This window comes from Ruegeria sp. CDSC021, from assembly GCF_059610845.1.
This window is the reverse complement of the sequence record NZ_JBXWOK010000001.1, coordinates 372,716-395,019: the sequence shown is the minus strand read 5'-3', so window position 1 is coordinate 395,019 and position 22,304 is coordinate 372,716. Positions and strand designations below refer to the sequence as shown.

General features: G+C 56.9%; 21 protein-coding genes. 12 read left to right on the top strand and 9 right to left on the bottom strand.

What is annotated here, in order from left to right:
• Positions 1 to 50: 50 nt before the first annotated feature.
• The gene (locus AC2FGB_RS01995) at positions 51 to 1,589 is read right to left on the bottom strand and encodes a TrkH family potassium uptake protein (protein WP_142633526.1); all 1,539 of its coding nucleotides are present in this window, start codon (positions 1,587 to 1,589) and stop codon (positions 51 to 53) included.
• Entirely contained in the window at positions 1,589 to 2,965 is a 1,377-nt protein-coding gene (trkA, locus tag AC2FGB_RS01990) for a Trk system potassium transporter TrkA (RefSeq protein WP_142633524.1), read from the bottom strand. The genes AC2FGB_RS01995 and trkA overlap by 1 nt, the downstream gene beginning before the upstream one ends.
• Positions 2,966 to 3,157: 192 nt before the next feature.
• On the opposite strand from trkA, the gene AC2FGB_RS01985 reads away from it, so the two are divergent.
• Positions 3,158 to 3,541, top strand: coding sequence for a hypothetical protein (locus AC2FGB_RS01985; RefSeq protein WP_282027378.1), 384 nt, complete (start codon positions 3,158 to 3,160; stop codon positions 3,539 to 3,541).
• Between the two features lie 11 nt (positions 3,542 to 3,552).
• Here the strand turns inward: AC2FGB_RS01985 and ntrX are convergent, their stop codons facing one another.
• The 5 genes from ntrX to dusB form a co-directional block, all read right to left on the bottom strand.
• Positions 3,553 to 4,962 (bottom strand): nitrogen assimilation response regulator NtrX, encoded by a 1,410-nt coding sequence (gene ntrX / locus AC2FGB_RS01980; RefSeq protein WP_142633520.1) that lies wholly within the window; start codon positions 4,960 to 4,962, stop codon positions 3,553 to 3,555.
• Positions 4,959 to 7,247 carry a sensor histidine kinase NtrY-like gene (locus AC2FGB_RS01975; protein ID WP_496688272.1) on the bottom strand — a complete coding sequence of 763 codons (2,289 nt, stop codon included), beginning with the start codon at positions 7,245 to 7,247 and terminating at the stop codon, positions 4,959 to 4,961. Before AC2FGB_RS01975 ends, ntrX begins: the two co-directional genes overlap by 4 nt.
• A gap of 99 nt (positions 7,248 to 7,346) precedes the next feature.
• Entirely contained in the window at positions 7,347 to 8,714 is a 1,368-nt protein-coding gene (locus AC2FGB_RS01970) for a response regulator (RefSeq protein ID WP_496693458.1), read from the bottom strand.
• Between the two features lie 42 nt (positions 8,715 to 8,756).
• Positions 8,757 to 9,824, bottom strand: coding sequence for a two-component system sensor histidine kinase NtrB (locus AC2FGB_RS01965; RefSeq protein WP_496675865.1), 1,068 nt, complete (start codon positions 9,822 to 9,824; stop codon positions 8,757 to 8,759).
• Positions 9,821 to 10,804 carry a tRNA dihydrouridine synthase DusB gene (gene dusB, locus AC2FGB_RS01960; protein WP_425596233.1) on the bottom strand — a complete coding sequence of 328 codons (984 nt, stop codon included), beginning with the start codon at positions 10,802 to 10,804 and terminating at the stop codon, positions 9,821 to 9,823. Before dusB ends, AC2FGB_RS01965 begins: the two co-directional genes overlap by 4 nt.
• 184 nt (positions 10,805 to 10,988) lie before the next feature.
• Here dusB and AC2FGB_RS01955 point away from each other — a divergent pair, with 184 nt between their 5' ends.
• The 6 genes from AC2FGB_RS01955 to AC2FGB_RS01930 all read left to right on the top strand — a co-directional run bounded on the left by AC2FGB_RS01955 (position 10,989) and on the right by AC2FGB_RS01930 (position 16,944).
• Positions 10,989 to 12,119 carry a bifunctional 2-C-methyl-D-erythritol 4-phosphate cytidylyltransferase/2-C-methyl-D-erythritol 2,4-cyclodiphosphate synthase gene (locus AC2FGB_RS01955; RefSeq protein WP_281994541.1) on the top strand — a complete coding sequence of 377 codons (1,131 nt, stop codon included), beginning with the start codon at positions 10,989 to 10,991 and terminating at the stop codon, positions 12,117 to 12,119.
• Positions 12,116 to 12,613 (top strand): phosphatidylglycerophosphatase A family protein, encoded by a 498-nt coding sequence (locus AC2FGB_RS01950; RefSeq protein WP_142633508.1) that lies wholly within the window; start codon positions 12,116 to 12,118, stop codon positions 12,611 to 12,613. Before AC2FGB_RS01955 ends, AC2FGB_RS01950 begins: the two co-directional genes overlap by 4 nt.
• Entirely contained in the window at positions 12,610 to 13,089 is a 480-nt protein-coding gene (locus AC2FGB_RS01945) for a CinA family protein (protein ID WP_496688274.1), read from the top strand. The genes AC2FGB_RS01950 and AC2FGB_RS01945 overlap by 4 nt, the downstream gene beginning before the upstream one ends.
• A gap of 148 nt (positions 13,090 to 13,237) precedes the next feature.
• A complete protein-coding gene (locus tag AC2FGB_RS01940; protein WP_496693457.1) occupies positions 13,238 to 14,419 on the top strand; it encodes an ammonium transporter in 1,182 nt (393 codons plus the stop codon).
• A 128-nt stretch (positions 14,420 to 14,547) separates the two neighbouring features.
• Positions 14,548 to 15,228: an orotate phosphoribosyltransferase gene (locus AC2FGB_RS01935; RefSeq protein ID WP_496693456.1), complete on the top strand. Its 681-nt coding sequence runs from the start codon at positions 14,548 to 14,550 to the stop codon at positions 15,226 to 15,228.
• Between the two features lie 225 nt (positions 15,229 to 15,453).
• Positions 15,454 to 16,944, top strand: a complete 1,491-nt coding sequence (locus AC2FGB_RS01930) for a replicative DNA helicase (protein ID WP_142633499.1) — start codon at positions 15,454 to 15,456, stop codon at positions 16,942 to 16,944.
• A 3-nt stretch (positions 16,945 to 16,947) separates the two neighbouring features.
• Here the strand turns inward: AC2FGB_RS01930 and AC2FGB_RS01925 are convergent, their stop codons facing one another.
• Entirely contained in the window at positions 16,948 to 17,490 is a 543-nt protein-coding gene (locus AC2FGB_RS01925; protein WP_496693455.1) for a GNAT family N-acetyltransferase, read from the bottom strand.
• A gap of 232 nt (positions 17,491 to 17,722) precedes the next feature.
• On the opposite strand from AC2FGB_RS01925, the gene alr reads away from it, so the two are divergent.
• Genes alr through AC2FGB_RS01910 form a run of 3 tightly spaced genes read left to right on the top strand, consistent with a single transcriptional unit; the run spans position 17,723 to position 20,279 of the window.
• Entirely contained in the window at positions 17,723 to 18,757 is a 1,035-nt protein-coding gene (gene alr, locus AC2FGB_RS01920; protein WP_282027372.1) for an alanine racemase, read from the top strand.
• Complete coding sequence (locus AC2FGB_RS01915) at positions 18,754 to 19,536, top strand: MlaE family ABC transporter permease (RefSeq protein ID WP_142633494.1); 783 nt, start codon at positions 18,754 to 18,756, stop codon at positions 19,534 to 19,536. Before alr ends, AC2FGB_RS01915 begins: the two co-directional genes overlap by 4 nt.
• Positions 19,533 to 20,279, top strand: a complete 747-nt coding sequence (locus AC2FGB_RS01910) for an ABC transporter ATP-binding protein (RefSeq protein WP_496693454.1) — start codon at positions 19,533 to 19,535, stop codon at positions 20,277 to 20,279. Before AC2FGB_RS01915 ends, AC2FGB_RS01910 begins: the two co-directional genes overlap by 4 nt.
• Here AC2FGB_RS01910 and AC2FGB_RS01905 read toward each other — a convergent pair.
• Positions 20,276 to 20,686, bottom strand: a complete 411-nt coding sequence (locus AC2FGB_RS01905) for a hypothetical protein (RefSeq protein WP_496693453.1) — start codon at positions 20,684 to 20,686, stop codon at positions 20,276 to 20,278. The genes AC2FGB_RS01910 and AC2FGB_RS01905 overlap by 4 nt on opposite strands.
• 119 nt (positions 20,687 to 20,805) lie before the next feature.
• Between AC2FGB_RS01905 and AC2FGB_RS01900 the strand changes: the two genes are divergently transcribed.
• Entirely contained in the window at positions 20,806 to 21,258 is a 453-nt protein-coding gene (locus tag AC2FGB_RS01900) for a paraquat-inducible protein A (RefSeq protein WP_496675885.1), read from the top strand.
• A gap of 148 nt (positions 21,259 to 21,406) precedes the next feature.
• On the top strand, positions 21,407 to 22,186 hold the full coding sequence (locus AC2FGB_RS01895) for a DNA repair protein (protein WP_142633486.1): 780 nt from the start codon (positions 21,407 to 21,409) through the stop codon (positions 22,184 to 22,186).
• Positions 22,187 to 22,304: the final 118 nt, after the last annotated feature.

Genomic DNA, 22,304 nt, shown 5'->3' with positions numbered 1-22,304 from the left:
TTAACCGATATTCCAGATGAAAAATCAGTCACTAGCATGGTTATTGTTTCTTAACCCCTCAATAGAGCGGGTGTGATCAAGGCAATAATCGCCAGCGTTTCCAATCTGCCGATCACCATAGCGGCACACATGGTCAGCTTGGCACCGCCCGAAAGGTCGATCAATCGGATAGGAACATCGGTTGCCAATTCGATCAACGGCCCTGTCGTGCTCAGCGCTGCAACGCTAAGCACCATAGCGTGTTCGAACCCCGTACCCATGGCAGCAAGCAACACATTGAACACAGCAGCTGTCAGGGCAAACATCATGAAAAATATCCAAGCGATAAAGGCCCCATCGCTTTGGATGCGGCGGTTTCCACCACCTACTCCGCTGACCGAGGACGGATAAATCAAACGGTCAATTTCGCGCGCGCCGTTAAGGTACAGAGCAAAAACCCGCAACAGCTTTACCCCGCCCGCCGTTGTTGCAACTCCACCGCCGATCAGCGCAAGCCCCATCAGGATCAATCCCGGGGTGCCCAGACCGGAAATTTGCTGGGCATCATCCCAGTTCGCACTTTCGAACCCCGCGGTTGTCAGAAATGACAAGACCGTAAAAATCATGCCCCAAATTACGCTCAACGCCTGAAGAGGTTCCATCTGGCCGCCAATTTCGCTGACGCCGGCAAGAACCCTGAAGAAAAGCAGCGCCGCTACGCCTGCAACGATCATGAGCCCGATCCGGAACTCGGGGTCCTTATCCAGCCGCGAATATCCTGAGGTAGCTGTGTCCGAGGAAAAGGTAAGCCGCGACAAAGCGAAGAACAGGAACAGAAACAGGATGGCCTCACCGGTTACGCCGGCCTGCGCTCCCTCAAGCCCACCAACCGGTGAGATACCCGATGTGGCCATGGTCGACATCGCATGACAGATGGCGGTCAGGCCCTGCTCTCCTGCGATCACGAGCAACAGCCAAATGACAGCGGTCAGCCCGACATAAACCGGCGTCAAAGTCAGCGTGACGCGGATAAGACGCCCGCGCGGGTCTACCATCTCGCTTTGCGCCACGCCTGAAACCGGGCGACCGGGTTGACCACGGGCTGTCACCTCGAACCCGCCCAGCGACAACGGCGCGAGGATCGCGGCCGCTGAAATCCACATCAAAAGCCCGCCCATCCATCCGACCTGAGCCCGCCAAAGGTGTAACGGCGCCGACAACCGGTCTGGATCAGGAAACAAATCAGCCCCGGTAGTGGTCAATGCGCTGACCATGTCGAAATAGGCGTTCAGAAAGCTCGTATTACCCAACGCATCATGCAGAGGGATCGCAAGAAACAAGGGCAATACGGTGAAACAGCCTAACAAGACCGCCAACTGGCCCAATGTCCCTCGGCGCGGCATTCTGTTGGATGTTGCCAGCGAGATGATCCCGACCACGAACAACCCCAGCAACCCGGAATAGAAGAACGACCGGGACGTTTCGTGATCATCCAGCACCAGCGCAAATATGGCAGGCATCCACATAGCGGCGGCAAAAATACCCCAGAGCAGAAGAAACAGCGGCAATCGCCGTATAAGGCTAACCTGTTTTTTCCGTGCATGCGCCATCAGAAGAAATCGATCGAGACCTGCATCAGCCGTTCCACCTCGGGGACGTCTTTGGCCAAGGCAAAAATCGCCACCACATCCTTTTCTTCAATCCTGAGACTACCGGTGGGGCGCAACATCTCATCGCCCTTACGCACGGCGCCAACCAGCACACCTTCGGGGAAATCAATGTCGCGCAGCCTCTGCCCGGCCATGGGCGAGGTTGAAAGTACTTCGGCCTCGATCACTTCGGCCTCTGCATCTCCGATGGAGTAGACCTGCCGCACGCGTCCGTGCCGAATATGGCGCAGAATCGAACTGACGGTGGTGGCGCGGGGGTTGATATAGGCGTCGATACCCAGCGGCCCCATCAGGGCAACCATGCTGGGATCATTGATCAGTGCAATCGCCAGAGCACAACCTTCGGCCTTGGCACGCACGGCAACCAACATATTTACACGGTCATCATCCGTGACGGCCAACATTGCATCCGCGCGTTCGATGCCAGCTTCGCGCAGCAGCGCCGCGTCCAGACCATCACCGTGAAGGACAATCGTTCGCTCAAGCGCTTCGGCTGCCACTTCCGCACAGTGGCGGTCTCGTTCAATTATCTTGGCACGAACGCGGCTTTCACGTTCTTCCAATGTCCGAGCAACTTCAAGACCGACATTACCACCGCCGACAATCACCACCCGGTCCTGCCGTTTTTGCGCCTTGCCGAAAACCTCCATCGTGCGGTCCACGTCTTTGACATTGCTAAAGACATAGCATTCGTCACCGACAAACAGCTGGTCCTCGGATTCCGGGGCAAACAGCGTACCCTCGCGCCGGACACCCACCACGATAGAGCTGAGCGTCGAAAACAGATCGGTCAGTTGCCGCAATGGCGTGTTCACGATCGGGCAATCCTCGGCGATGCGAATGCCAAGCAACTGCGCTTTGCCATCCATGAACATCTCGGTGTCAAAGGCGGATGGGGCAGACAACCGGCGCATCGCCGCTGCGGCAACCTCGCGCTCGGGGCTGATCACCACATCAATCGGCAGGTGATCGCGGCGATACAGATCTGAATGAATCGCCTCGAGATAGGATTTCGACCGAAGCCGGGCGATTTTGCGCTGAATGGAGAAAACCGAATGTGCCATCTGACAGGTGACCATGTTCACCTCGTCCGAATGGGTGGCAGCAATAATCATATCCGCATCGCGCGCGCCCGCTCGGTTCAGAACATCCGGATAGCTTGCAAATCCCGCAATCCCCTGAACATCCAAGGTTTCGGTCGCCCGTCGCACCAGATCAGGATTGTTGTCAACCACAGTAACGTCGTTCAACTCGCCCGAAAGATGCCGTGCAATCTGCCAGCCAACCTGACCCGCACCGCAAATGATGACCTTCATGCTATTGGCCCTTCTGCCTGAAATCTTTGAATGACAGATGCCCCCCAGACGGTCAATTAGTTTGTAACACAAGCAAAGCTGAGGCAAGGTAAGCGTATGAAAACAATAGCTCTCACGATTTCTTTGACTCTGTTGCTAACTGCGTGTGGGCCGCTTTCCCTGTATTATCAAGAGGGCGAGACAGTTTCGCAAATGCAGTCGGAAACGACCGGATGTCAGGTTCAGTCCCTCAAAGACGCCCCCGTTGCCAATCAGGTGCGACAAGGGGCACCAACCTATTGGCCAGGTCGCACCTACTGCGATGGTCGGGGAAGGTGTCATCGCACCGGAGGCTGGTGGCAGCCCGGTCAGATCTATACGGTCGATGTGAACAAAGGGCTGCGCAACAAGCTGGAAGCACAATGCATGGCGCAGAAAGGCTATCGCCCGGTCAGCCTTCCGCCTTGCAAGCAGGGCGTAAAGTCGCGTGTTGCTGCGGTCCCAACAACACAGCTGCCACCGCTCAGCACAGATTCATGTTTCGTCAAATTCGACAACGGAACGTTTCAGATAATTACCCCAGGTCAGGCAGGGTAAAGGCCGGCGGATCACTCCGCCGGTTCAGCCTCGTCCAGTTGTGCAACTCGCGCCCCCGATTTGTTCGAGGTCACAACGCCCAGAGATTTAAGCTTACGATGAAGCGCGCTGCGTTCCATGCCGACAAAGCTGGCAGTGCGGCTGATATTGCCCCCGAACCGGTTGATCTGGGTCAGCAGATATTCACGCTCGAACGCCTCGCGAGCTTCGCGCAACGGCAAGGTCGCCAATGCCCCGGACAGAACGACGCGACCTGATTCATCGGCTTTTTCTTCTTCGTTTGGCAGCTCACGCGCTTCGATCGGGCCCGTACCGTCACCCAGAATGAGCACCCGTTCGATCAGGTTCTTAAGCTGACGCACATTGCCCGGCCAGGTCATGGTCTGCAGCAACGCGACAGCTTCGTCTGAAATCTCGCGCACCGGCAGGCCCTGGGATTCATTGCACATTTCAATAAAAAACTCGGCAAGAACCGGAATATCCTCGCGCCGATCTTCTAGCGAAGGCACCGAAATAGGCACAACATTCAGACGATGGTAAAGTTCTTCCCGAAAACGATCAGCGGCGATTTCTGCATCAAGGTCACGATTGGTCGAAGAGATCACCCGCAGGTCGACCCGAACCTTGTCGGTACCTCCAACCCGTTGAAACTGTTGATCAACCAGAACCCGCAGGATTTTTGACTGGGTTCCCATGGGCATATCTGCCACTTCATCAAAGTAGACGACGCCACCATGGGCCTCTTCCAACAGGCCTGCCTCAACCCCGCGTTCGGTAGTTTCACGGCCGAACAGAACCTCTTCAACGCGCTCCGGCTCGATCCCGGCACAGTTCACGGTTACGAAGGGCGCATTTGCCCGGTTCGATTCTGCATGGATATAGCGCGCGGCGATTTCCTTTCCTGAACCGGCAGGTCCTGTCAGCATCACACGCCCGTTGGACTTGGTAACCTTGTCCAGTTGGCTCTGCATTGCCCGGAACGAGGCCGATTTGCCGATCATATCCGAGCTTGTGACCTCTTTCCGCTTTAGCGAGGCGTTTTCGCGGCGCAGGCGCGAGGTTTCCATCGCGCGGCGGATCACAACCATCAGCTGGTCGATGTTAAAGGGCTTTTCGATAAAGTCATACGCCCCCTGCTTGATCGCAGCGACAGCGATTTCGATATTCCCGTGGCCCGAAATGATCACCACCGGAATGTCTGGGTTGTCGCGCTTTACAGTCTTCAGAATATCAATCCCGTCCATCCGGCTGTCTTTCAGCCAGATATCCAGGATCAAAAGCCCCGGGGGTTCGGAATTGATGGCTGCCATACACTCGTCCGAGTTGCCAGCCAGCCGGGTGGAATAGCCTTCGTCCTCGAGAATATCGGACACAAGCTCGCGAATATCACGCTCGTCATCTACAATCAGAATGTCGCTCATCTTTGGCCTGCTTTCAGTTTGTTTGTATCAATTGCCTGCTTTTTCGGCGCTGAATTTGAGGAAATATTGCTCACGGGCAAACGGATCACGGCCATTGCGCCAAAATGGTCCTGTCCGTCAAATACGGGGGCGTCCTCAAGTGTCAGCACCCCGCCATGTTCTTCGATAATCTTTTTGACGATCGGCAGCCCCAGCCCAGTGCCCTCGTCGCGTGTGGTCACGTAAGGCTCAAACAGCCGCGCACGATCTTCCGGCAAGCCGATACCGTTGTCGGCAATGGTAATTACTGTGCCCGCATCGTCACCGATCACAGTAACCTTGATCTGAGGCTTGAGGTTCTCAGGCGCCCCTTTTTGTTTCAGCGTTTCAATCGCTTCGCCTGCATTCTTGATCAGGTTGGTAAGCGCCTGATTCAGCATTGTTGCGTCTACATCACCTGAAATCGGCTGATCTGGAAGCATCGCTTCGATTTCGACATCCGGCTGACCGGCTTGCTGCAAAAGAACAGCCTCGCGCACCAACCCCACCAGATTCTCTTCGTGCCGATCCGGTTCCGGCATGCGCGCAAACTTTGAAAATTCATCCACGATCCGCCGCAGGTCATTCGTCTGGCGAACGATCACATCAGTCATGGATACAAGGATATCGCAATCATCCTCATCCAGTTTGGACGAAAACTTTCGTTTGATCCGCTCGGCGCTCAGTTGGATCGGGGTCAAGGGGTTCTTGATCTCATGTGCGATGCGGCGCGCCACATCACCCCAGGCTGCCATTCGCTGTGCACTGACCAGATCGGTCACGTCGTCAAAGGCAACCACATATCCTTCAAGCCCGCCATCTTCGCCGCGGCGGATCGCCATGCGGACCAAAAGGTTTTCCAAATGGCCTTTTCGCGTGACTTTGATTTCACCCTGCACAGCCTCTTGCCCGCTGTCCTTGAGACTTTCGAACAAAGGCATGAATTCGGGCACCGCAATTCCAATGGCAAGATGTTCCTCTCCACGGGACCAATCCAACAGGCGTTCGGCGGATCGATTCACAAACGTCACGCAACCATCGGGGTCGACACCAACAACACCAGATGTGACCGAGGTCAAAACCGAATCGAACAGCCGACGCCGGCGTTCGATCTGCCGTGTGTTCTCCAAAAGGGTATCGCGCTGCCCTTTCAACTGTCGGGTCATCTGATTGAAATAACGGCCCAGCATCGCAATTTCGTCATCGGTGGCTTCTTCGATAACCTGAACGCCCAGATCGCCTGCCCCGACACGCTGCGCAGCGGTGGTCAGGCGTCCAACCGGGCGCGAGAGACGCTCGGCGAACCACATTCCCAGCGACACTGCAGCCAGGATCAGGATCACGGCAAAACCCAGATAAAGCAGGCCGAATTCAAACAATACCCGTCCGCGTTCACTTTCAAGCTGTTGATAGAACTGGACTGTTTCCTTGGTATCGTCCAGCAGCGTCAGCAACTGCCCGTCCACTTCCCGGCTGACATAGAGATACCGATCAAGATAAGCCTTCAAAGGCACAAGCGCCCGAAATTCACTGTTTTGCCAATCGGCAATGATCAGCAATTCATTCTCAGTCGCCTGGGCCATCTGTTCGGAGGTCGGCTTTTCGAAGTTGAAAAGATAAGAGCGATCCCCCCGGGATCGGATTTCGCCATTTCCATCAATGACATAGGCCTCACGCAGACCGCGCTGGATTTGCGCCTGCCCTTGCGCCAGAACCTCTCGCAGTTCAGCATCGGAAATATAGAAATCGCGCGTCCGGGCATTGTCCAGAAAAAGCGCCAATACGACGGCGTCTTGCGTCAGGCCCTCTCGGTGTTCCTGTTCATAAGCTTCCGCAGCAGTAAGCGAGGATCCGACAACCTGCCTTACGCGGTCGGAAAACCAGCCCTCAAGACCAATATTCACCGTCAGACCGGCAAAGATTGCAACCGTGACAGTCGGCACCAGAGCCAACAGCGTGAAAGCTCCGATCAGTCGCAGGTGCAAACGGGACCCCGCGGATTTGGCCCGGCGCGCTGCAATCAGGTTGCCTACCTGACCCAGAACCAGCGCCGCAACCACGAGAACATAGACCAGATCCGCAAGCAGGATCAGGCGCAATGAGGGCGCGGTTGCCCCCAGATCGAATGGACCAATGACCAGATAAGTGGTCAAAGCCAGCACCGGGCCCAGCAAAACCAGACCCAAAGTTCCAAAATTGCGCAGCCTTCGGGATTTTCGCCACCGATTGACTGATAAAATCAGCCCGCTCTGTGCTCGGGTTGCCACCGTCTGCCCTCATCCTGATGTGCCGCTTGCGCGACTTACCGCCATATGTCGTGGTCGTTGCCCGGTCGAAACCCGGATGCCACGCTTTGTGTGGCGATATTACATCAGTTTGCGCCGCCGTGTCACCTGAATATCGAGCTCTGTTATCTTTTTGCGCAGCGTATTCCGGTTAATCCCTAGAAGATCAGCACATTTTGCCTGATTTCCCCCGGTCGCATCCAGGGCCAGTTCAATCAAAGGCGCCTCAACCTCACGCAAAATACGCTGATACAGACCCGGAGGTGGCAACATATTTCCATGTAGATCGAAATAGCGGCGCAGGTGGCGTTCGACCGAAGCCGAGAGCTTTTCGCGTTCTCCATTGCCCAGCACCGGCTCGGCTTCGGGTTGGCTGCCCAGCACCGACTCGACCTCGGTTTTGGAGATTTCATCGGCGCGGCTGGTCAAGCTCAAACGACGGACCGCATTTTCAAGCTGCCGTACATTTCCGGGCCAGGAATAGCGCCGTACCAGCTCGACCGCATCCGGACTGAACCAGCGTTTCGCGCCATGTTCGCGTTCTTCACGCGCCAGGAAATGATCCGCAAGCAAGGTGATATCATCGACCCTTTCGCGAAGGGCCGGAACATGCACTGTCGCACCGCAAAGGCGATAATACAGGTCTTGCCGGACGCGCCCGTTCTCCATGGCTTCGGTCAGGTCCGATTGGCTCGTAGCCATGAACCGAGGAACATGATCGCCTGGAGTGTCCATCATCCGAACGAGACGCGCCTGCAATTCGTCATCAATATCCGCGATCTCGTCGATAAGCAGCGTACCGCCCCGCACCCGTGCCATGACGCGCGCCGGGCCTTCAAGATCCCGCAGGTCGGCGGCAGTGGCCGTTACAAATGGCAGCGTCCTGCGATCGGAAAAATCATGTATCGCTTTGGCGATCAACGACTTGCCCGTTCCACTCTCGCCCGAAATCATGACCGACAGATCGGTATTCATCACCCGCGCCACCAAGCGATACAGCGCCTGCATCACTGGTGTCCGCCCCACCAGAGGCAGATCTTCCGGACGCTCTTGGGACGTGTTACCGGCATCTGACGGCGTGCGCTGTTTCTGTTCCAGCGCGCGCGCGGTACGCTTCATCAAATCCGGCAGGTCGAAGGGTTTCGGCAGATAGTCATAAGCTTCCGCCTCGGCTGCCTGGATGGCCGTCATGATCGTGTTTTGCGCCGAAATCACGATGACCGGTAATCCCGGTCGGTCCTGTGCGATTTTTGGCAACATCTCGAGCCCATTGCCATCCGGCATAACTACATCGGATATGACCACGTCGCCTTTGCCCTCGGCCACCCAACGCATCAAAGTGGTCAACGACGAGGTTGCATGCACCTTACACCCAGCGCGTGTCAGGGCCTGTGTCAGAACGGTCCGAATTGTGCGGTCGTCATCTGCAACCAGTACTGTTCCATCCATCAGGTGCTTTCCTTATTCTTGCTCTTTCCGGCGATTTATTGACTATTTCGCGTCACGCGGCGCGCGCCTCAGAGAGATGCGAAATTCCGTTCGTCCCGGAACCGACTCAGCCGAAATCCAGCCGTCGTGGTCCGAAATGATCTTGCTGACCAGCGCCAGCCCCAGGCCGGTGCCGTTTTCCTTGCCCGACACAAACGGGTCGAATATCTCGCCCCGAATCTTCTCCGGCAGACCGGGGCCGTCATCGGTCACTTCGATTTGCAGTGGCAGAGAATGACCTGACCCGTCGCTGCGCCGCAGGCGGAAAGAATGTTCAAAATACGTCCTTAACCGAATGGTTCCCCCTTTAGGATCAGCGGCTTCCGAGGCATTCTTTAACAAATTCAAGATGACCTGCAGAAACTGATCCGGGTCGCCATAAGCAAGTGGCAACGACGGGTCGTAATCTTCGATGATCGTCATATGGGCACCGAAACCCAACAGGGCCGACCGCCGTGCCCGATCCAGCACGTCATGTATGTTGACCGGTTTGAAATCGGGCTCAGAGAGATTTCCGAATTGTTCAACCTGCTCCAACAGTTTTACGATACGGCGACTCTCTTCGACAATAAGATCTGTTAATTCAAGGTCTTGCTGCGAGATATTCATGCTGAGAAGCTGCGCCGCGCCAGTAATTCCTGCCAGAGGGTTCTTAATTTCATGCGCAAGCATCTCGGCCATGCCTATCGCCGATTGCGCAGCAGATTTCACCGTGTTTCCACGGGTCATACGCCCAGCAAGTTCACGCGGCGTGATGATCATGATCATTGACCCCGGGTGTCCGACAAGCGGCGCGATCTGAAGCGCACATTGCAACGGCGCGCGGTTGCCTGACCCTACATCCACATCGTTCACAAATAGTGGCGTACCTTGCTGACGCGCTCTCAGAAACGCTTCTTCTAATGGAGCGTCCACGGCAATCTGATCCCAGACGGGATGCCCGATCACGGATTTGCGCGAGGCGTTCAGGAACCCTTCACCGGCGGAGTTTATGTCTGCGATCCGGTCACCTGCATCTATGACAAAGGCAGGAACCGGTAGCGAGGTCCAGATGCTGTGATCCGAGGTCATGCCGCCACCTCTGCATCACTGCCAAGTGCAGCACTCAACAGGTGCATCACCTCGTCCGTGTTGCGCGAAGTCAGCACCGCCCGGCGCAACGGGGCCGGTGTTCCAGCCTCATCCATATACCAGCCGAGATGCTTGCGAGCGACGCGCAGGCCCAGATCCAAACCATAAAACCCCAGCATGGCCTGATAATGGGCACGAACCATGTCGATCAGATCACTACCAGCGGGAATGAATGGCGCCTCTGCCCCGTATAGCTCATGCCCCATCTGCGCCAGTAGCCACGGTTTACCCTGCGCCCCACGCCCAACCATGACCCCATCGGCGGCGGACTGATCCAGCGCTATGCGTGCAGCGCCAGAATCAACAATGTCACCATTCGCAATCACCGGAATCGAGACCGCTTCTTTGACCGCCCGGATTGCGCTCCAATCGGCATGCCCTTTGTAGAACTGGCAACGTGTGCGGCCATGGATCGTGACCATTCGTATCCCAGCATCCTGCGCCCGCCTTGCCACATCGGGCGCGTTCAGCAATTTGTCATCCCATCCCAACCGGGTTTTCAGCGTCACGGGCACGTCCACGGCGCTGACAACGGCGTCGATCAATGTCAGCGCGTGGTCAGGTGTCTTCAGTAGGGCCGAGCCCGAATATCCATTTGTCACCTTCTTGGCCGGGCAGCCCATATTGATATCAATCACGCGCGCACCCCGATCAGCGACCTGGCGGGCCGCCTCGGCCATCCAATACGCCTCGCGTCCGGCAAGCTGGACAGCAGTGTTTTCCACATCCGCAGACAGCTCGGCCCGTTCGCGCACACCGGGTTTGGCCTGCACCATTTCCTGGCTGGCCACCATCTCACTGACGACCATCCCGGCCCCAAAGCGCATCACCAGATCGCGAAACGGACGATCAGTGATTCCGGCCATGGGCGCCAGTAGTACGGGCGGGTTCAAATCTTTGTCGGCAAGTCGCAGAGTCAACGTGCTTAATCCTTGAGCAGTTGCAGCTTTGATATCGAATTGAGTGCATATGAACAACAAAACCGCCATGAACAAGCATGCAAAATCATCGTTTGCCTATTTTTTAAGCAGATGAAACCGAGTGATTGCCTCTGCTTTCACCGCACCCTAAACATTGCCCTTAACTCGTCGGAGAGCACGACACATGACGACCGCAGCTATCATTGTCGCCGCAGGACGCGGTCAACGCGCCGGAGGCGGCACGCCAAAACAGTGGCGCCATCTGGCAGGTCGTCGGGTGGCCGACTGGACCATCGACCGATTCCGCGGGCAAGTCGATCACATCGTCCTTGTGCTGTCGAAGGAGGATGCCCCCGCCTGGGAAGAATTTGAAAGCGCCGATCTGATCCTCGCGGAAGGCGAGTCAGACAGAGCAGGATCGGTGCGCAGCGGGTTGTCGGCGTTGAACGGCATGAATGTGACCCGCGTCTTGATCCACGATGTCGCACGTCCTTGTGTCAGCACCGAGATCATTGATGCCGTTCTGGCCGCTCTGGACAATTTCCCCGGTGCCGCACCTGGCCTTGCGGTGACGGACGCCTTGTGGACAGCAAGCGACACTATGGTCACTGGCACGCAGGATCGATCCGGGTTGCATGCAGCGCAAACCCCGCAGGGCTTTCACTATGACGCAATCGTCGCTGCCCACACCGCGCATCCCGGAGGTTCAGCGGATGACGTGGAAGTCGCGCGCGCCGCCGGGCTGGACGTCTGCATCGTGCCGGGCGATACGGACAACCTGAAAATCACCCGACCCGAGGATTTTGCCAGGGCGGAACGCATATTGGGAACGGATATGGATGTAAGGCTGGGGAACGGCTACGACGTGCATCGTTTTGGTGACGGGGATCACGTATTCCTGTGCGGTATCAAAGTTCCGCATAACCGATCGCTTCAGGGGCATTCTGATGCGGATGTCGGTATGCACGCAGTCACCGATGCGATTTACGGAGCATTGGCACAAGGGGATATCGGACAGCACTTTCCGCCCTCAGATCCCCAATGGAAAGGCGCGGCAAGCGAAATTTTCCTGCGCCATGCGGTCGAGTTGGCCGGGCAGATGGGATATCGTATCTCGAATGTCGACTGCACGCTGGTCTGCGAATACCCCAAGGTCGGGCCTCACGCCGCGGCCATGCGGGCAGAGATGGCGAAGATCATGGAATTGCGCCAGGATCAGATTTCGGTCAAGGCCACAACCTCCGAGCGTTTGGGCTTTACCGGGCGTGCTGAAGGAATTGCTTCTATTGCAACAGCTTGTTTGGTGAAATCATGACCGTTGCACAACTGATTGGCACTGTTTGTGGCGTCGGATATCTGCGACCCGCCCCCGGCACCTGGGGGTCTTTGGTAGCCCTGCCCTTGGTATGGGTTCTGCATACTCTGGGCGGCTTCCCCTTACTGGCGGTCGCGACAGTCGCGGTGTTTTTCGGCGGTCTGTGGGCCACGCGGGTGATGACCGCCGGGCAAGAAGACCACGACCCTTCCGAGATTGTGATTGACGAGGTCGCAGGTCAGTTCCTCGCACTTTGGGCGATATCCTATCCCAGTTGGGCGCACGGGATCGACATTACAGCGCTGTGGCCAGGTTGGGTAACTGGGTTTGTACTGTTCCGCCTGTTCGACATCCTGAAACCCGGCCCCGTGGGTTGGGCTGACCGGCGCGGCGATCCCATGGGCGTTATGCTGGACGATGTGATTGCCGGGGTATTCGCGGCCATAGGCATCATGTTGGCCGCCGGGTTCAGCCACGGAGTTCTGGGGTTGTGACCGTTTCCGACCTGCTAGAAAGCGCCAAAGCGAAAGGGGTGATGATCACCACCGCCGAAAGCTGCACTGGCGGGATGGTCGCTGCGGCTCTGACCGACATCCCCGGCAGCTCTGCGGTCGTTGAGCGCGGTTTTGTGACCTACACAAATACTGCCAAACAGCAAATGTTGGGTGTCCGCAAGGAATCATTGGATGCCTATGGCGCGGTTTCTGAACAGGTCGCGCGCGAAATGGCCGAGGGTGCCTTGCGGAATTCACAGGCGCAACTGGCAGTGTCGGTTACCGGCATTGCAGGCCCGGGCGGATCCGAGTTTAAACCCGAAGGCCGGGTATGTTTTGGTGTGGCCGGTGACGGCATACCACCCATGACAGAAACCGTCGAATTCGGCGCATTGGGCCGCGATCGGGTGCGTCGAGCCGCGCGGGATCACGCGCTGGCATTGCTGTCAAAGGCACTTTTCAGCACTGCCCAATAATCGGGCATGTTCGACAATTTGACGCCCAATTAATCAACTCTTCAAAAAAGGCCCCTGAAATAGGCTGCTTTTTTGGGCTCTGCCTCTTTTTTCCCCACTCGCAATCCGCTTCAAGCCCCGCCACGCATTCTGAAAAGGAGAGTGGCTGATGAATGGAGCCGATACCGCCTGGATCATAGTAGCAACCGCACTGGTCCTGTTCATGACACTTCCGGGCCTGGCCCTCTTCTATGGCGGCCTTGTACGCGCCCGCAACGTGCTAAGCGTGTTCATGCACTGCTTTAGCATCGCCTGCTTGATGAGCATTCTCTGGCTGGTCGCAGGATATTCCATCGCCTTCGGCCCCGGTGAAAGCGGGATTTGGGGTGGGTTGGGCAAGGCCTTTCTGAATGGTGTTGATGCCGACAGCCTGGCCGGCACCCTGCCCGAAATTCTGTTCTTTGCCTTCCAGATGACCTTTGCCATTATCACCCCCGCCCTGATCGTCGGCGCCTATGTCGAGCGGGTTGGCTTTGGCTTTGTTCTGACCTTCTCTGCCCTGTGGATGCTGCTGTGTTATGCGCCCGTGGTCCATTGGATATGGGGCGGCGGAATGCTGAGCGATGGCGGCATTTTTGGCGAGATTGGTGTGCGAGATTTCGCCGGTGGCATCGTGGTGCATGAAACGGCAGGTCTGGCCGCATTGATCATTGCCGTTGTACTCGGCCCGCGCCGCAATCGCACGACGCCTCCGCATAATCCGGGCTATGTCATGATCGGCGCCGCAATGCTGTGGGTCGGCTGGTTCGGCTTCAACGGCGGCTCGCAACTGGCGGCAGATGGTGGTGCGGCGATGGCGATGACCGTGACGCATCTTTCGGCGGCCACTGCATCCCTGACCTGGGCATTGTGGGAGAAAATTCGCTTTGGCAAAGCCTCGATGGTGGGTCTTGTGACCGGAACCATCGCCGGTCTCGCTTCGATTACCCCAGCATCGGGTTTCGTCGGCCCGGTTCAGGCGCTGATCATCGGCGGCGTCGCAGGCATCCTGTGTCAGGAAGCGGTCTATGTCATGCGCAACATTTTGAAAATCGACGATACGCTGGACGTGTTTGCGGTGCATGGCGTTGGCGGCATCTTTGGCACGATCATGATCGCCTTGTTCGGTCTGGGTACCTGGACCGCGCAGCTTGGCGGGCTGGCAATCGTGGGCGTCTTTACCGCTGTGGTGACCTTTGTGCTGATCAAGCTGGTCTCAGCCGTCACGCCGCTGCGTGTGGATGCCGAGACCGAGACCAATGGCCTTGACTTGTCGGTGCATGGCGAACGTGCCTACGACATGTCAAGCTAACCACCAAACCATTGTGAAAGCTTACAGCGGGCCCCATTCGGGCCCGCTTTTCTTTTGCCTGCCCTCTCGACTCTGACGGCAGCAGCAGGCTATCAGCCCCGAAGGTTTTTCAGCTCAGAGGTCCCGCCATGATCCCCAGTTCCTTTCCCGACAGCACCGAAATCGCCCGTCTGACCGCGCGGATGCTACTGGAGATCAAGGCCGTTCACTTCAATTCGCGCGAGCCATTCACATTGGCCAGCGGACTGCCCAGCCCGACCTATATCGACTGCCGAAAGCTGATCTCGTACCCGCGCATCCGGTCTACTCTGATGGATTTCCTGACCGTTACAGTGATGCGGGATGCGGGCTTTGAAGCGTTCGACAATATCGCTGGCGGCGAAACTGCGGGCATTCCCTTTGCCGCGATGGTCGCTGAACGCATGGCCCTGCCGATGACATATGTGCGTAAAAAGCCCAAAGGCTATGGCCGCAACGCCCGGATCGAAGGCGCGATGAACGAGGGCGAGCGTGTGTTGCTGGTTGAGGATCTGACCACCGATGGCGGATCCAAACTGTCCTTCGTTGATGCGATCCGCGAAACCGGCGCGACCTGCGGGCATACGGCGGTGATCTTCTATTATGGCATCTTTCCGGAAACCGAGAAAACTCTGGGCGATCATGGGGTGAAACTGCATTCGCTGTGCACCTGGTGGGATGTTTTGGCCGAGGCCAAAGCACAGAAAGCCTTTGATACGGAAACACTTGACGGTGTCGAAGCCTTCCTGAACGACCCGCGCGGCTGGCAAGAGGCCAATAAAACTTCCTAAACCTGTTGTGGATGGATTGGGGATAAGCGCCAAAGAATCGGCTGAGCATATACGATATCTGGTGACTTTTCCCCGCTTTCCTACATAATAGGCCAAGCACACCACAGCGTCCAATCTGTCTGGAAAGTTATCCCTAGGCCTTACCCCCAGTTAGCCACAGGTATTTCCAGATAGCTTGCAATGGCGTTTCGCGTATAGAACCTCGGGACGGGCAGCGGGGACAAAATGAACGAGATAAGCAGCATCGAGCAGGCAGCGGCACAGATCCAAAACGCCGATACCATGCCGCATTCTATTGAGGCTGAACAACAGCTTCTGGGTGCGATCCTGACCAATAATGATCTGTATGACCGGGTCGCCTCGATCATCGGTGCCGAGCATTTCTATGATCCGGTCCATGCGCGTATTTACGAGGTCGCCGCGACCCGTATCGCCAAGAACGCGCTGGCTTCGCCCGTCACGCTGAAATCTTTCATGGCCGAGGATGAAGGCCTGAAGGAACTGGGCGGTCCGGCCTATCTGGTCAAGCTGGCCGGGGCCTCGATCAGCGCCTTTGCGGTGCATGACTATGCCCAGATGATCTATGATCTTGCCATCCGGCGCGAGTTGATCCGACTTGGCCGCGATATCTCGGACAAGGCGGCGCGGGTCGATGTGGCGAGCGAGCCCAAGGAACAGATCGTTGAGGCTGAACAGCAGTTGTATCAGCTGTCTGAACAAGGCCAGACCGAACAGGGGTTTCAATCCTTCCTCAAGGCGGTCACCGAGGCTGTCAACGTCACCAACGAGGCCTATCAGCGCGGTGGTGGAATGGCCGGGATTTCCACCGGTCTGACCGATTTGGACAAGCAGTTGGGTGGCTTGCACCCGTCCGACCTGATCATTCTGGCCGGGCGTCCGTCGATGGGGAAAACCTCATTGGCGACAAACGTGGCGTTCAACGTGGCCAAAGCGTACAAGCGCGGGCTGAAACCCGACGGCACCGAAGGCGCGATTGACGGCGGCGTTGTCGGGTTCTTCTCATTGGAAATGAGCGCCGAGCAGTTGGCGGGTCGGGTTCTGGCCGAAGCCTCGGAAATCTCGAGCCACAAGATCCGCCAGGGTGACATGACCGAGGGTGAGTTTCGCCGCTTTGTTGATGCAGCCAAGGAGCTGGAAGCCTGCCCGCTGTTCATTGACGACACCCCGGCACTACCGATTTCACAGCTCGCCGCGCGTGCACGGCGGTTGAAGCGGACCCATGGATTGGACCTGCTGGTGATCGACTATCTGCAGCTGTGCCGCGGCATGGCCGAAAACCGCGTCAACGAAATCGCTGAGATTTCGATGGGTATGAAAGCCATTGCCAAGGAACTGAACATCCCGGTCATCGCATTGTCTCAGCTATCCCGGCAGGTTGAAAACCGAGACGACAAGCGCCCTCAACTGTCCGACCTGCGGGAATCAGGCTCGATCGAACAGGATGCCGACGTGGTGATGTTCGTGTTCCGCGAGGAATACTACAAAGAACGGGAAAAGCCCGGCGATCATGAGTTGGAGAAGATGGAAGAGTGGAAGCAGGCCATGGAACGCCTGCACGCCAAGGCCGAAGTTATCGTTGGCAAACAGCGCCACGGCCCCATCGGTACGGTCGAGCTGTCCTTCGAAGCACAGTTCACCCGCTTCGGGAACCTCGTCAAACCCTGGCAGCAGGACGGTCAGATCGAAGGCTACTGACCGTCACCAAAGGTCGGGTCGGTCAAACGCGCTGACACAGCGTGACGGCCCCACTATCGGATCAGCCTGTGAACCAGACAGAGATTGCCCTAGCCATCCGATCGGCTGGCTAAGCGGCATTGGCGGCTGCGCGAATGCCTCAGAAATGGGCAGGAAACCGGTTTTGCCGTAATATGACGGATCTCCGTAGGTTATTGCAAAATCGACGCCTTGGGCCCGCAGTTGGTCCAGACCAAAGGTGATCAGCTTCTGCCCGATCCCACCCTGTTGCCGATCCGTCCGCACGGCCACGGGCGACATCAGAAACACCCGTCGCGGATCCTGATCAAAGGTCAGGCGCGAGAACATGATACATCCAAGAAGATCGCCCCCATCAGTCGCAACACATCCCTGCAGATCCTGATCGGGCTCGGTTTTCAGCAATTCCCTGATCAAAGATTGAATGGCCCGTCCTTCCTCGGCCCCCTCTGAAGCAGAGAACACATCATAAAAGAAATCAGGCAACCTACTGCTCTGGTTTTTGTACCCAAACGAGAGTTCAATCATGTTTTCATCCCAACAGGCCCCCTTGGGTATTAGTGAACGATCACCTTGACCCGATCATGGTTGACCACGATGTGCGCACAATAGTGATTTGGCGCCCTCAGATGTTCAATACGCAGATTTACGCTGTTTCAACCCGCTTCCCGGCCTCAAGGTGCCGTTATGCGCAACGTACAGGTCAATTATCGCTGCGACCCCCCTTGACCTGACGCGATCCAATGTCATGAACAGACGCATGAGTACTGCACGCTTAACGATCAATCTTTATACACTGGCCAGCAACTGGCAGGCGCTTGATGCAAAGACGTCCTGTGAAACGGGTGCCGTGGTCAAGGCCGACGCCTATGGCCTGGGCGCTGGTCCTGTCTCTGCCGCACTTGCTGAAGAAGGTGTCAGAAATTTCTTTGTCGCGGCTGCCGAAGAAGGTGCCGCCGTGCGCGAGGCTGTCGGACCCGACGCAACGATAAGTGTTTTTTCCGGGCATATGGAAGGCGACAGCGACCAACTGCTCCAACACAATTTGACGCCATTGCTGAATTCGCCCGAACAGTTCCGCCGCCATCGTCAGGCCTTGCCTGAACACGCCTTTGGAATCCAGTTGGATACCGGCATGAATCGCTTGGGGATTGAGCCTGCGGACTGGGCCGCGTTGCGCACAGAGATCGAGCCGCTTAATCCGTCGCTGGTGATGTCGCATCTCGCCTGTGCGGATGAACCTGACAACCCGATGAATCGCCACCAACTGCGGGTGTTCCACGAATTGACTGATGGAAGTGCGGCCCCCAGATCGCTTGCGGCCACCGGCGGTATCCTTCTGGGCAGCGATTATCACTTCGACCTTTGCCGTCCCGGTATCGGGATGTATGGCGGACAACCCTTTGCCGATGCGAAACCCGTCGTCACCGTCGACCTTCCGGTCATTCAGGTGCGCGAGGTCGAGCCCGGCGAAAGCGTGGGATACGGCAATAGCTGGGTCGCGCGGCGCAAATCCCGTATCGCCACGGTTGCGGCCGGGTATGCAGACGGGCTTCACCGCGCTATCGGAGGCGGCATTGATGCCTTTGTGGCGGACAGGCCCTGCCCTGTCGTTGGCCGGATCTCAATGGATCTGATCACCATCGACGTAACGGATCTGCCCGAGGATCCGGAACGCCTGCGTATTCTCAACGGTCACCAGACAGTAGATGATCTGGCCGAGGCCGCCGGCACCATCGGGTATGAAATTCTGACATCTCTAGGCGCGCGCTACTCTCGGGGCTATATCGAATGAACCCTCTTTCAATGCTGGGCGGGTTGGGACGTACAGCCCTGTCTTTGCTTGCAAATTTCGGCAAGGTCGCTCTGTTCTTTGTAGACGCGATTTCACATATTTTCCGCCCCCCCTATTATCCGCGCGAATTTGCGGTCGCTCTGATGAATATCGGTTGGATGTCCCTGCCGGTGGTTGGCCTGACGGCGATATTTACCGGCGGTGCATTGGCGCTTCAGATCTATGCGGGTGGTGCGCGTTTCAATGCCGAAGCTGTGGTGCCACAAATCGTAGCGATTGGCATGGTGCGCGAGCTTGGGCCTGTTCTGGGTGGTCTGATGATTGCAGCGCGGGTCACATCGTCCATCGCTGCGGAAATTGCGACCATGAAAGTGACCGAGCAGATCGACGCGCTGGTAACTTTGTCCACCCATCCGATGAAATACCTCACCGCGCCGCGGGTGCTGGCCGCCGTCATCACAGTGCCGATTCTGGTTGCGGTTGGCGATGTGATCGGCATTGCGGGCGGATATATCGTGGCGACCCAAAGCCTGGGCTTCAACGCAGCGGCCTACCTGCAAAACACCATGAATTTCCTCGAATTTCATGACATCGTCTCTTCGCTTACCAAGGGCGCGGCCTTTGGCCTGATCACGGCGACCATGGGCTGTTACTACGGCATGAATTCGGGCCGGGGCGCGCAGGGCGTAGGCGCTGCGACCAAATCTTCGGTCGAGGCTGCCGCAATCATGATTCTGGCTGCAAACTTCGTTCTCACAGGGGTGTTCTTCTCGATATGATCCGGATGGAGAATGTACATAAAGCCTTTGGGTCCAATCAGGTCCTCAAAGGCGTCAATATCGAGATCCCCAAGGGCACCTCGATGGTCATCATCGGCGGGTCGGGCACCGGCAAATCTGTGGCGCTGAAATGCGTTCTTGGCCTGATCAAACCTGACAGCGGCACGATCTATGTGGACGGCAAAGATGCCACCAAAGGCGACCGCGATGCCTTTTTGGCCCGGTTTGGAATGCTGTTTCAGGGCGGAGCGCTGTTTGACTCGCTGCCCGTCTGGCAAAACGTCGCCTTCCGCCTGCTGCGCGGTTCGCTCAAACGCCCCGTGGACGAGGCGCGCGAGATCGCCATCGAGAAACTGCGCCGCGTGGGCCTGAAAGCGGATGTGGCCGACCGGTTCCCGGCTGAACTGTCGGGCGGCATGCAAAAACGCGTGGGCCTGGCCCGCGCCATCGCCGCCGAGCCCGAGATCATTTTCTTCGACGAGCCCACCACCGGCCTTGATCCCATCATGTCCGGCGTCATCAACGACCTGATCCGCGAGATCGTGACCGAAATGGGCGCCACCGCGATGACCATCACCCACGACATGAGCTCGGTCCGCGCGATTGCCGACAACGTCGCCATGCTGCACGGAGGCGTGATCCAATGGACCGGCCCCGTCGGCCAGATGGACGCCTCGGGAGATCCCTATGTGGAGCAGTTCATTAGCGGGAGTGCGGAAGGGCCGATTGAGGCGGTGCGTTAGACAGGCGCACCTTTCCTTTCTTGTTTCAAGTTCTCGTAGGCTTCTTTTACATAGTCTAGCCGCAGTAAGTATTTCCCGCGCGGGACCACAAAATCTGGCGTCTGAATCCGGGCAAGCGCCAATGTTTGACTCAGATGAGTTCCCGAAAACAGAACGTAATTGGGATCTTGCCCTGAAAATCGATTGTAAATTTTTCCACCGAACCAACGCGCCCTGCGTTGCGCTTGTAGCGCTTCCTGGAGGCGAAAATGCATTACGCCAAACAACTGTTCGCGATCAAATGGCATAATGTCTGCAGCGAGACTTCCCGCTGAAAGAACCCCTGCGAGGCCAACAGTTATAGCCTCGCTGACCCCCTTCTGGGTTGGGGACGGGCCTTCGACAATTTTTATAACAGGTTCAGTCATCTAAATTTTATTCGTAAACAAAGTGATGTGTATCAATAGCGTTTCAGATATCGGTATAGGCACAATACAGACTGAGGTTAAATATTCACCTCATCGAAAAGTTCCGAAGAGTATCTATAATGACCCTCCGCCTCGTCACCCTCTCGCTCCTGATCCTCTACCCCATCGCGTGGTTCGCCCCGCTGATGCGTGCGGGGTTCCTGCCCATCTTCGGCCTTTCCGAAATCAGCGTCATTACCGGGCTCCAGTCCCTTTGGAAGTCCGATATCTTCCTCGCGCTGATCGTCACCGTCTTTGCCCTTTTCGCGCCCTATCTGAAAACCATCGGCACCGCCCTGATCCAATGGGACCTGCTGGATGCGCGCGTTCAACCTGCGCTGAATATTCTCGGTAAGCTGGCGATGGCCGACATTTTCCTCATCGCGCTCTATATCACGCTGGCCAAGGGCATCTCTTACGCGACCATCGAAACCGCCTGGGGGCTTTACCTGTTTACGGCCTGTATTTTGGCCTCAATCGGCTTGGGTATTATTACCGAGATGACATCCAGATCACGAAATGATCAGACCTAATTGATTGAAAACACTTATCTGAGTATCATCTTAATATTTCGAGCAGCCAGTTTCTTGTAGTGATCGGTCCGTAGCGGATCAAAAATTATGTTCAACCTTTGTCCGCTTCGGCCCGATATGTATCGGTTTGAGAAGGAGATCGTCGAACATGACCGCACTCCACACGTTAACATTACAGTTTCAAAACGCATTTTTACGACTGACATTTTTTCTGATTTGTTCCGCGGCTTTTCTGGCCGTCGCAACCACTATGCTATCCGCCCTGGGCGTGCTGCCATGGCTTTCCATGCAAGCCGGACTGGCAGGCGGTACCATCATCGACGCCGGGATCTATGTTCAGATTGGCCTGACCGCTCTGATCCTGATGCTGGCCTTCTACCTTCCTGCGAATGCCCGGATGATGGCGCTGGAAAACGCGCACCGTAAATTTGCGCTGAACATGCACGACATCGCCCATGCCTATCAGCTGGCCCATGCGCAGGACCGCAGCGGGGCATTTATCCTGTCGTCCGAATTTGATGCGGTCAAAGAGCGGATGGCCTTCCTGCGCCAACATCCCAACCTGCAATCGCTCGAACCTGAGATTCTGGAGTTGGCCGCGCAAATGAGCCAGATAAGCCAAGAACTGGCCGAAACTTACGGGGATACCCGCATCGCCCGTGCCCGCACATTCCTGCAGCAACGCCAGGAAGAGATCGAACTGTTTCAGCAACGGCTGGAAGAGGCGCAAACCATTCAGCACGAGCTGCGCCAGTGGACCCATGATGTTGAAATCGAGGAATCCATCGCTCGTTCTCAGCTAACCCGCCTGCGCGACGAACTTTTCGAACTGTTGCCGGAACTGTCAGCGCAACTGCAGCAGCCCAAGGACGGTGCATCGAAGCCGTCGAGCGTCATAGCTATGTCGCCACCTCGCGCCGCCGAATAGGCGCGACAGCGCCCGCCATGGACGATGGCCCAAACGGGCCTGAGGATATGGCGCGCTACCGGTGGAGATGAAGGCCCACGAGGGCTTGAAGAACCGCCATTCCTCGGGCACCAAGGGC

Coding starts and splice junctions, on each gene's coding strand:
- AC2FGB_RS01985 (WP_282027378.1), top strand. CDS start 3,158: ATGCAGTCGGAAACGACCGGATGTCAGGTTCAGTCCCTCAAAGACGCC.
- AC2FGB_RS01930 (WP_142633499.1), top strand. CDS start 15,454: ATGAACGAGATAAGCAGCATCGAGCAGGCAGCGGCACAGATCCAAAAC.
- AC2FGB_RS01950 (WP_142633508.1), top strand. CDS start 12,116: ATGACCGTTGCACAACTGATTGGCACTGTTTGTGGCGTCGGATATCTG.
- AC2FGB_RS01905 (WP_496693453.1), bottom strand. CDS start 20,686: ATGACTGAACCTGTTATAAAAATTGTCGAAGGCCCGTCCCCAACCCAG.
- AC2FGB_RS01915 (WP_142633494.1), top strand. CDS start 18,754: ATGAACCCTCTTTCAATGCTGGGCGGGTTGGGACGTACAGCCCTGTCT.
- AC2FGB_RS01900 (WP_496675885.1), top strand. CDS start 20,806: ATGACCCTCCGCCTCGTCACCCTCTCGCTCCTGATCCTCTACCCCATC.
- AC2FGB_RS01955 (WP_281994541.1), top strand. CDS start 10,989: ATGACGACCGCAGCTATCATTGTCGCCGCAGGACGCGGTCAACGCGCC.
- alr (WP_282027372.1), top strand. CDS start 17,723: ATGAGTACTGCACGCTTAACGATCAATCTTTATACACTGGCCAGCAAC.
- AC2FGB_RS01940 (WP_496693457.1), top strand. CDS start 13,238: ATGAATGGAGCCGATACCGCCTGGATCATAGTAGCAACCGCACTGGTC.
- AC2FGB_RS01965 (WP_496675865.1), bottom strand. CDS start 9,824: ATGACCTCGGATCACAGCATCTGGACCTCGCTACCGGTTCCTGCCTTT.
- AC2FGB_RS01925 (WP_496693455.1), bottom strand. CDS start 17,490: ATGATTGAACTCTCGTTTGGGTACAAAAACCAGAGCAGTAGGTTGCCT.
- AC2FGB_RS01995 (WP_142633526.1), bottom strand. CDS start 1,589: ATGGCGCATGCACGGAAAAAACAGGTTAGCCTTATACGGCGATTGCCG.
- AC2FGB_RS01935 (WP_496693456.1), top strand. CDS start 14,548: ATGATCCCCAGTTCCTTTCCCGACAGCACCGAAATCGCCCGTCTGACC.
- AC2FGB_RS01895 (WP_142633486.1), top strand. CDS start 21,407: ATGACCGCACTCCACACGTTAACATTACAGTTTCAAAACGCATTTTTA.
- ntrX (WP_142633520.1), bottom strand. CDS start 4,962: ATGAGCGACATTCTGATTGTAGATGACGAGCGTGATATTCGCGAGCTT.
- AC2FGB_RS01970 (WP_496693458.1), bottom strand. CDS start 8,714: ATGGATGGAACAGTACTGGTTGCAGATGACGACCGCACAATTCGGACC.
- trkA (WP_142633524.1), bottom strand. CDS start 2,965: ATGAAGGTCATCATTTGCGGTGCGGGTCAGGTTGGCTGGCAGATTGCA.
- AC2FGB_RS01910 (WP_496693454.1), top strand. CDS start 19,533: ATGATCCGGATGGAGAATGTACATAAAGCCTTTGGGTCCAATCAGGTC.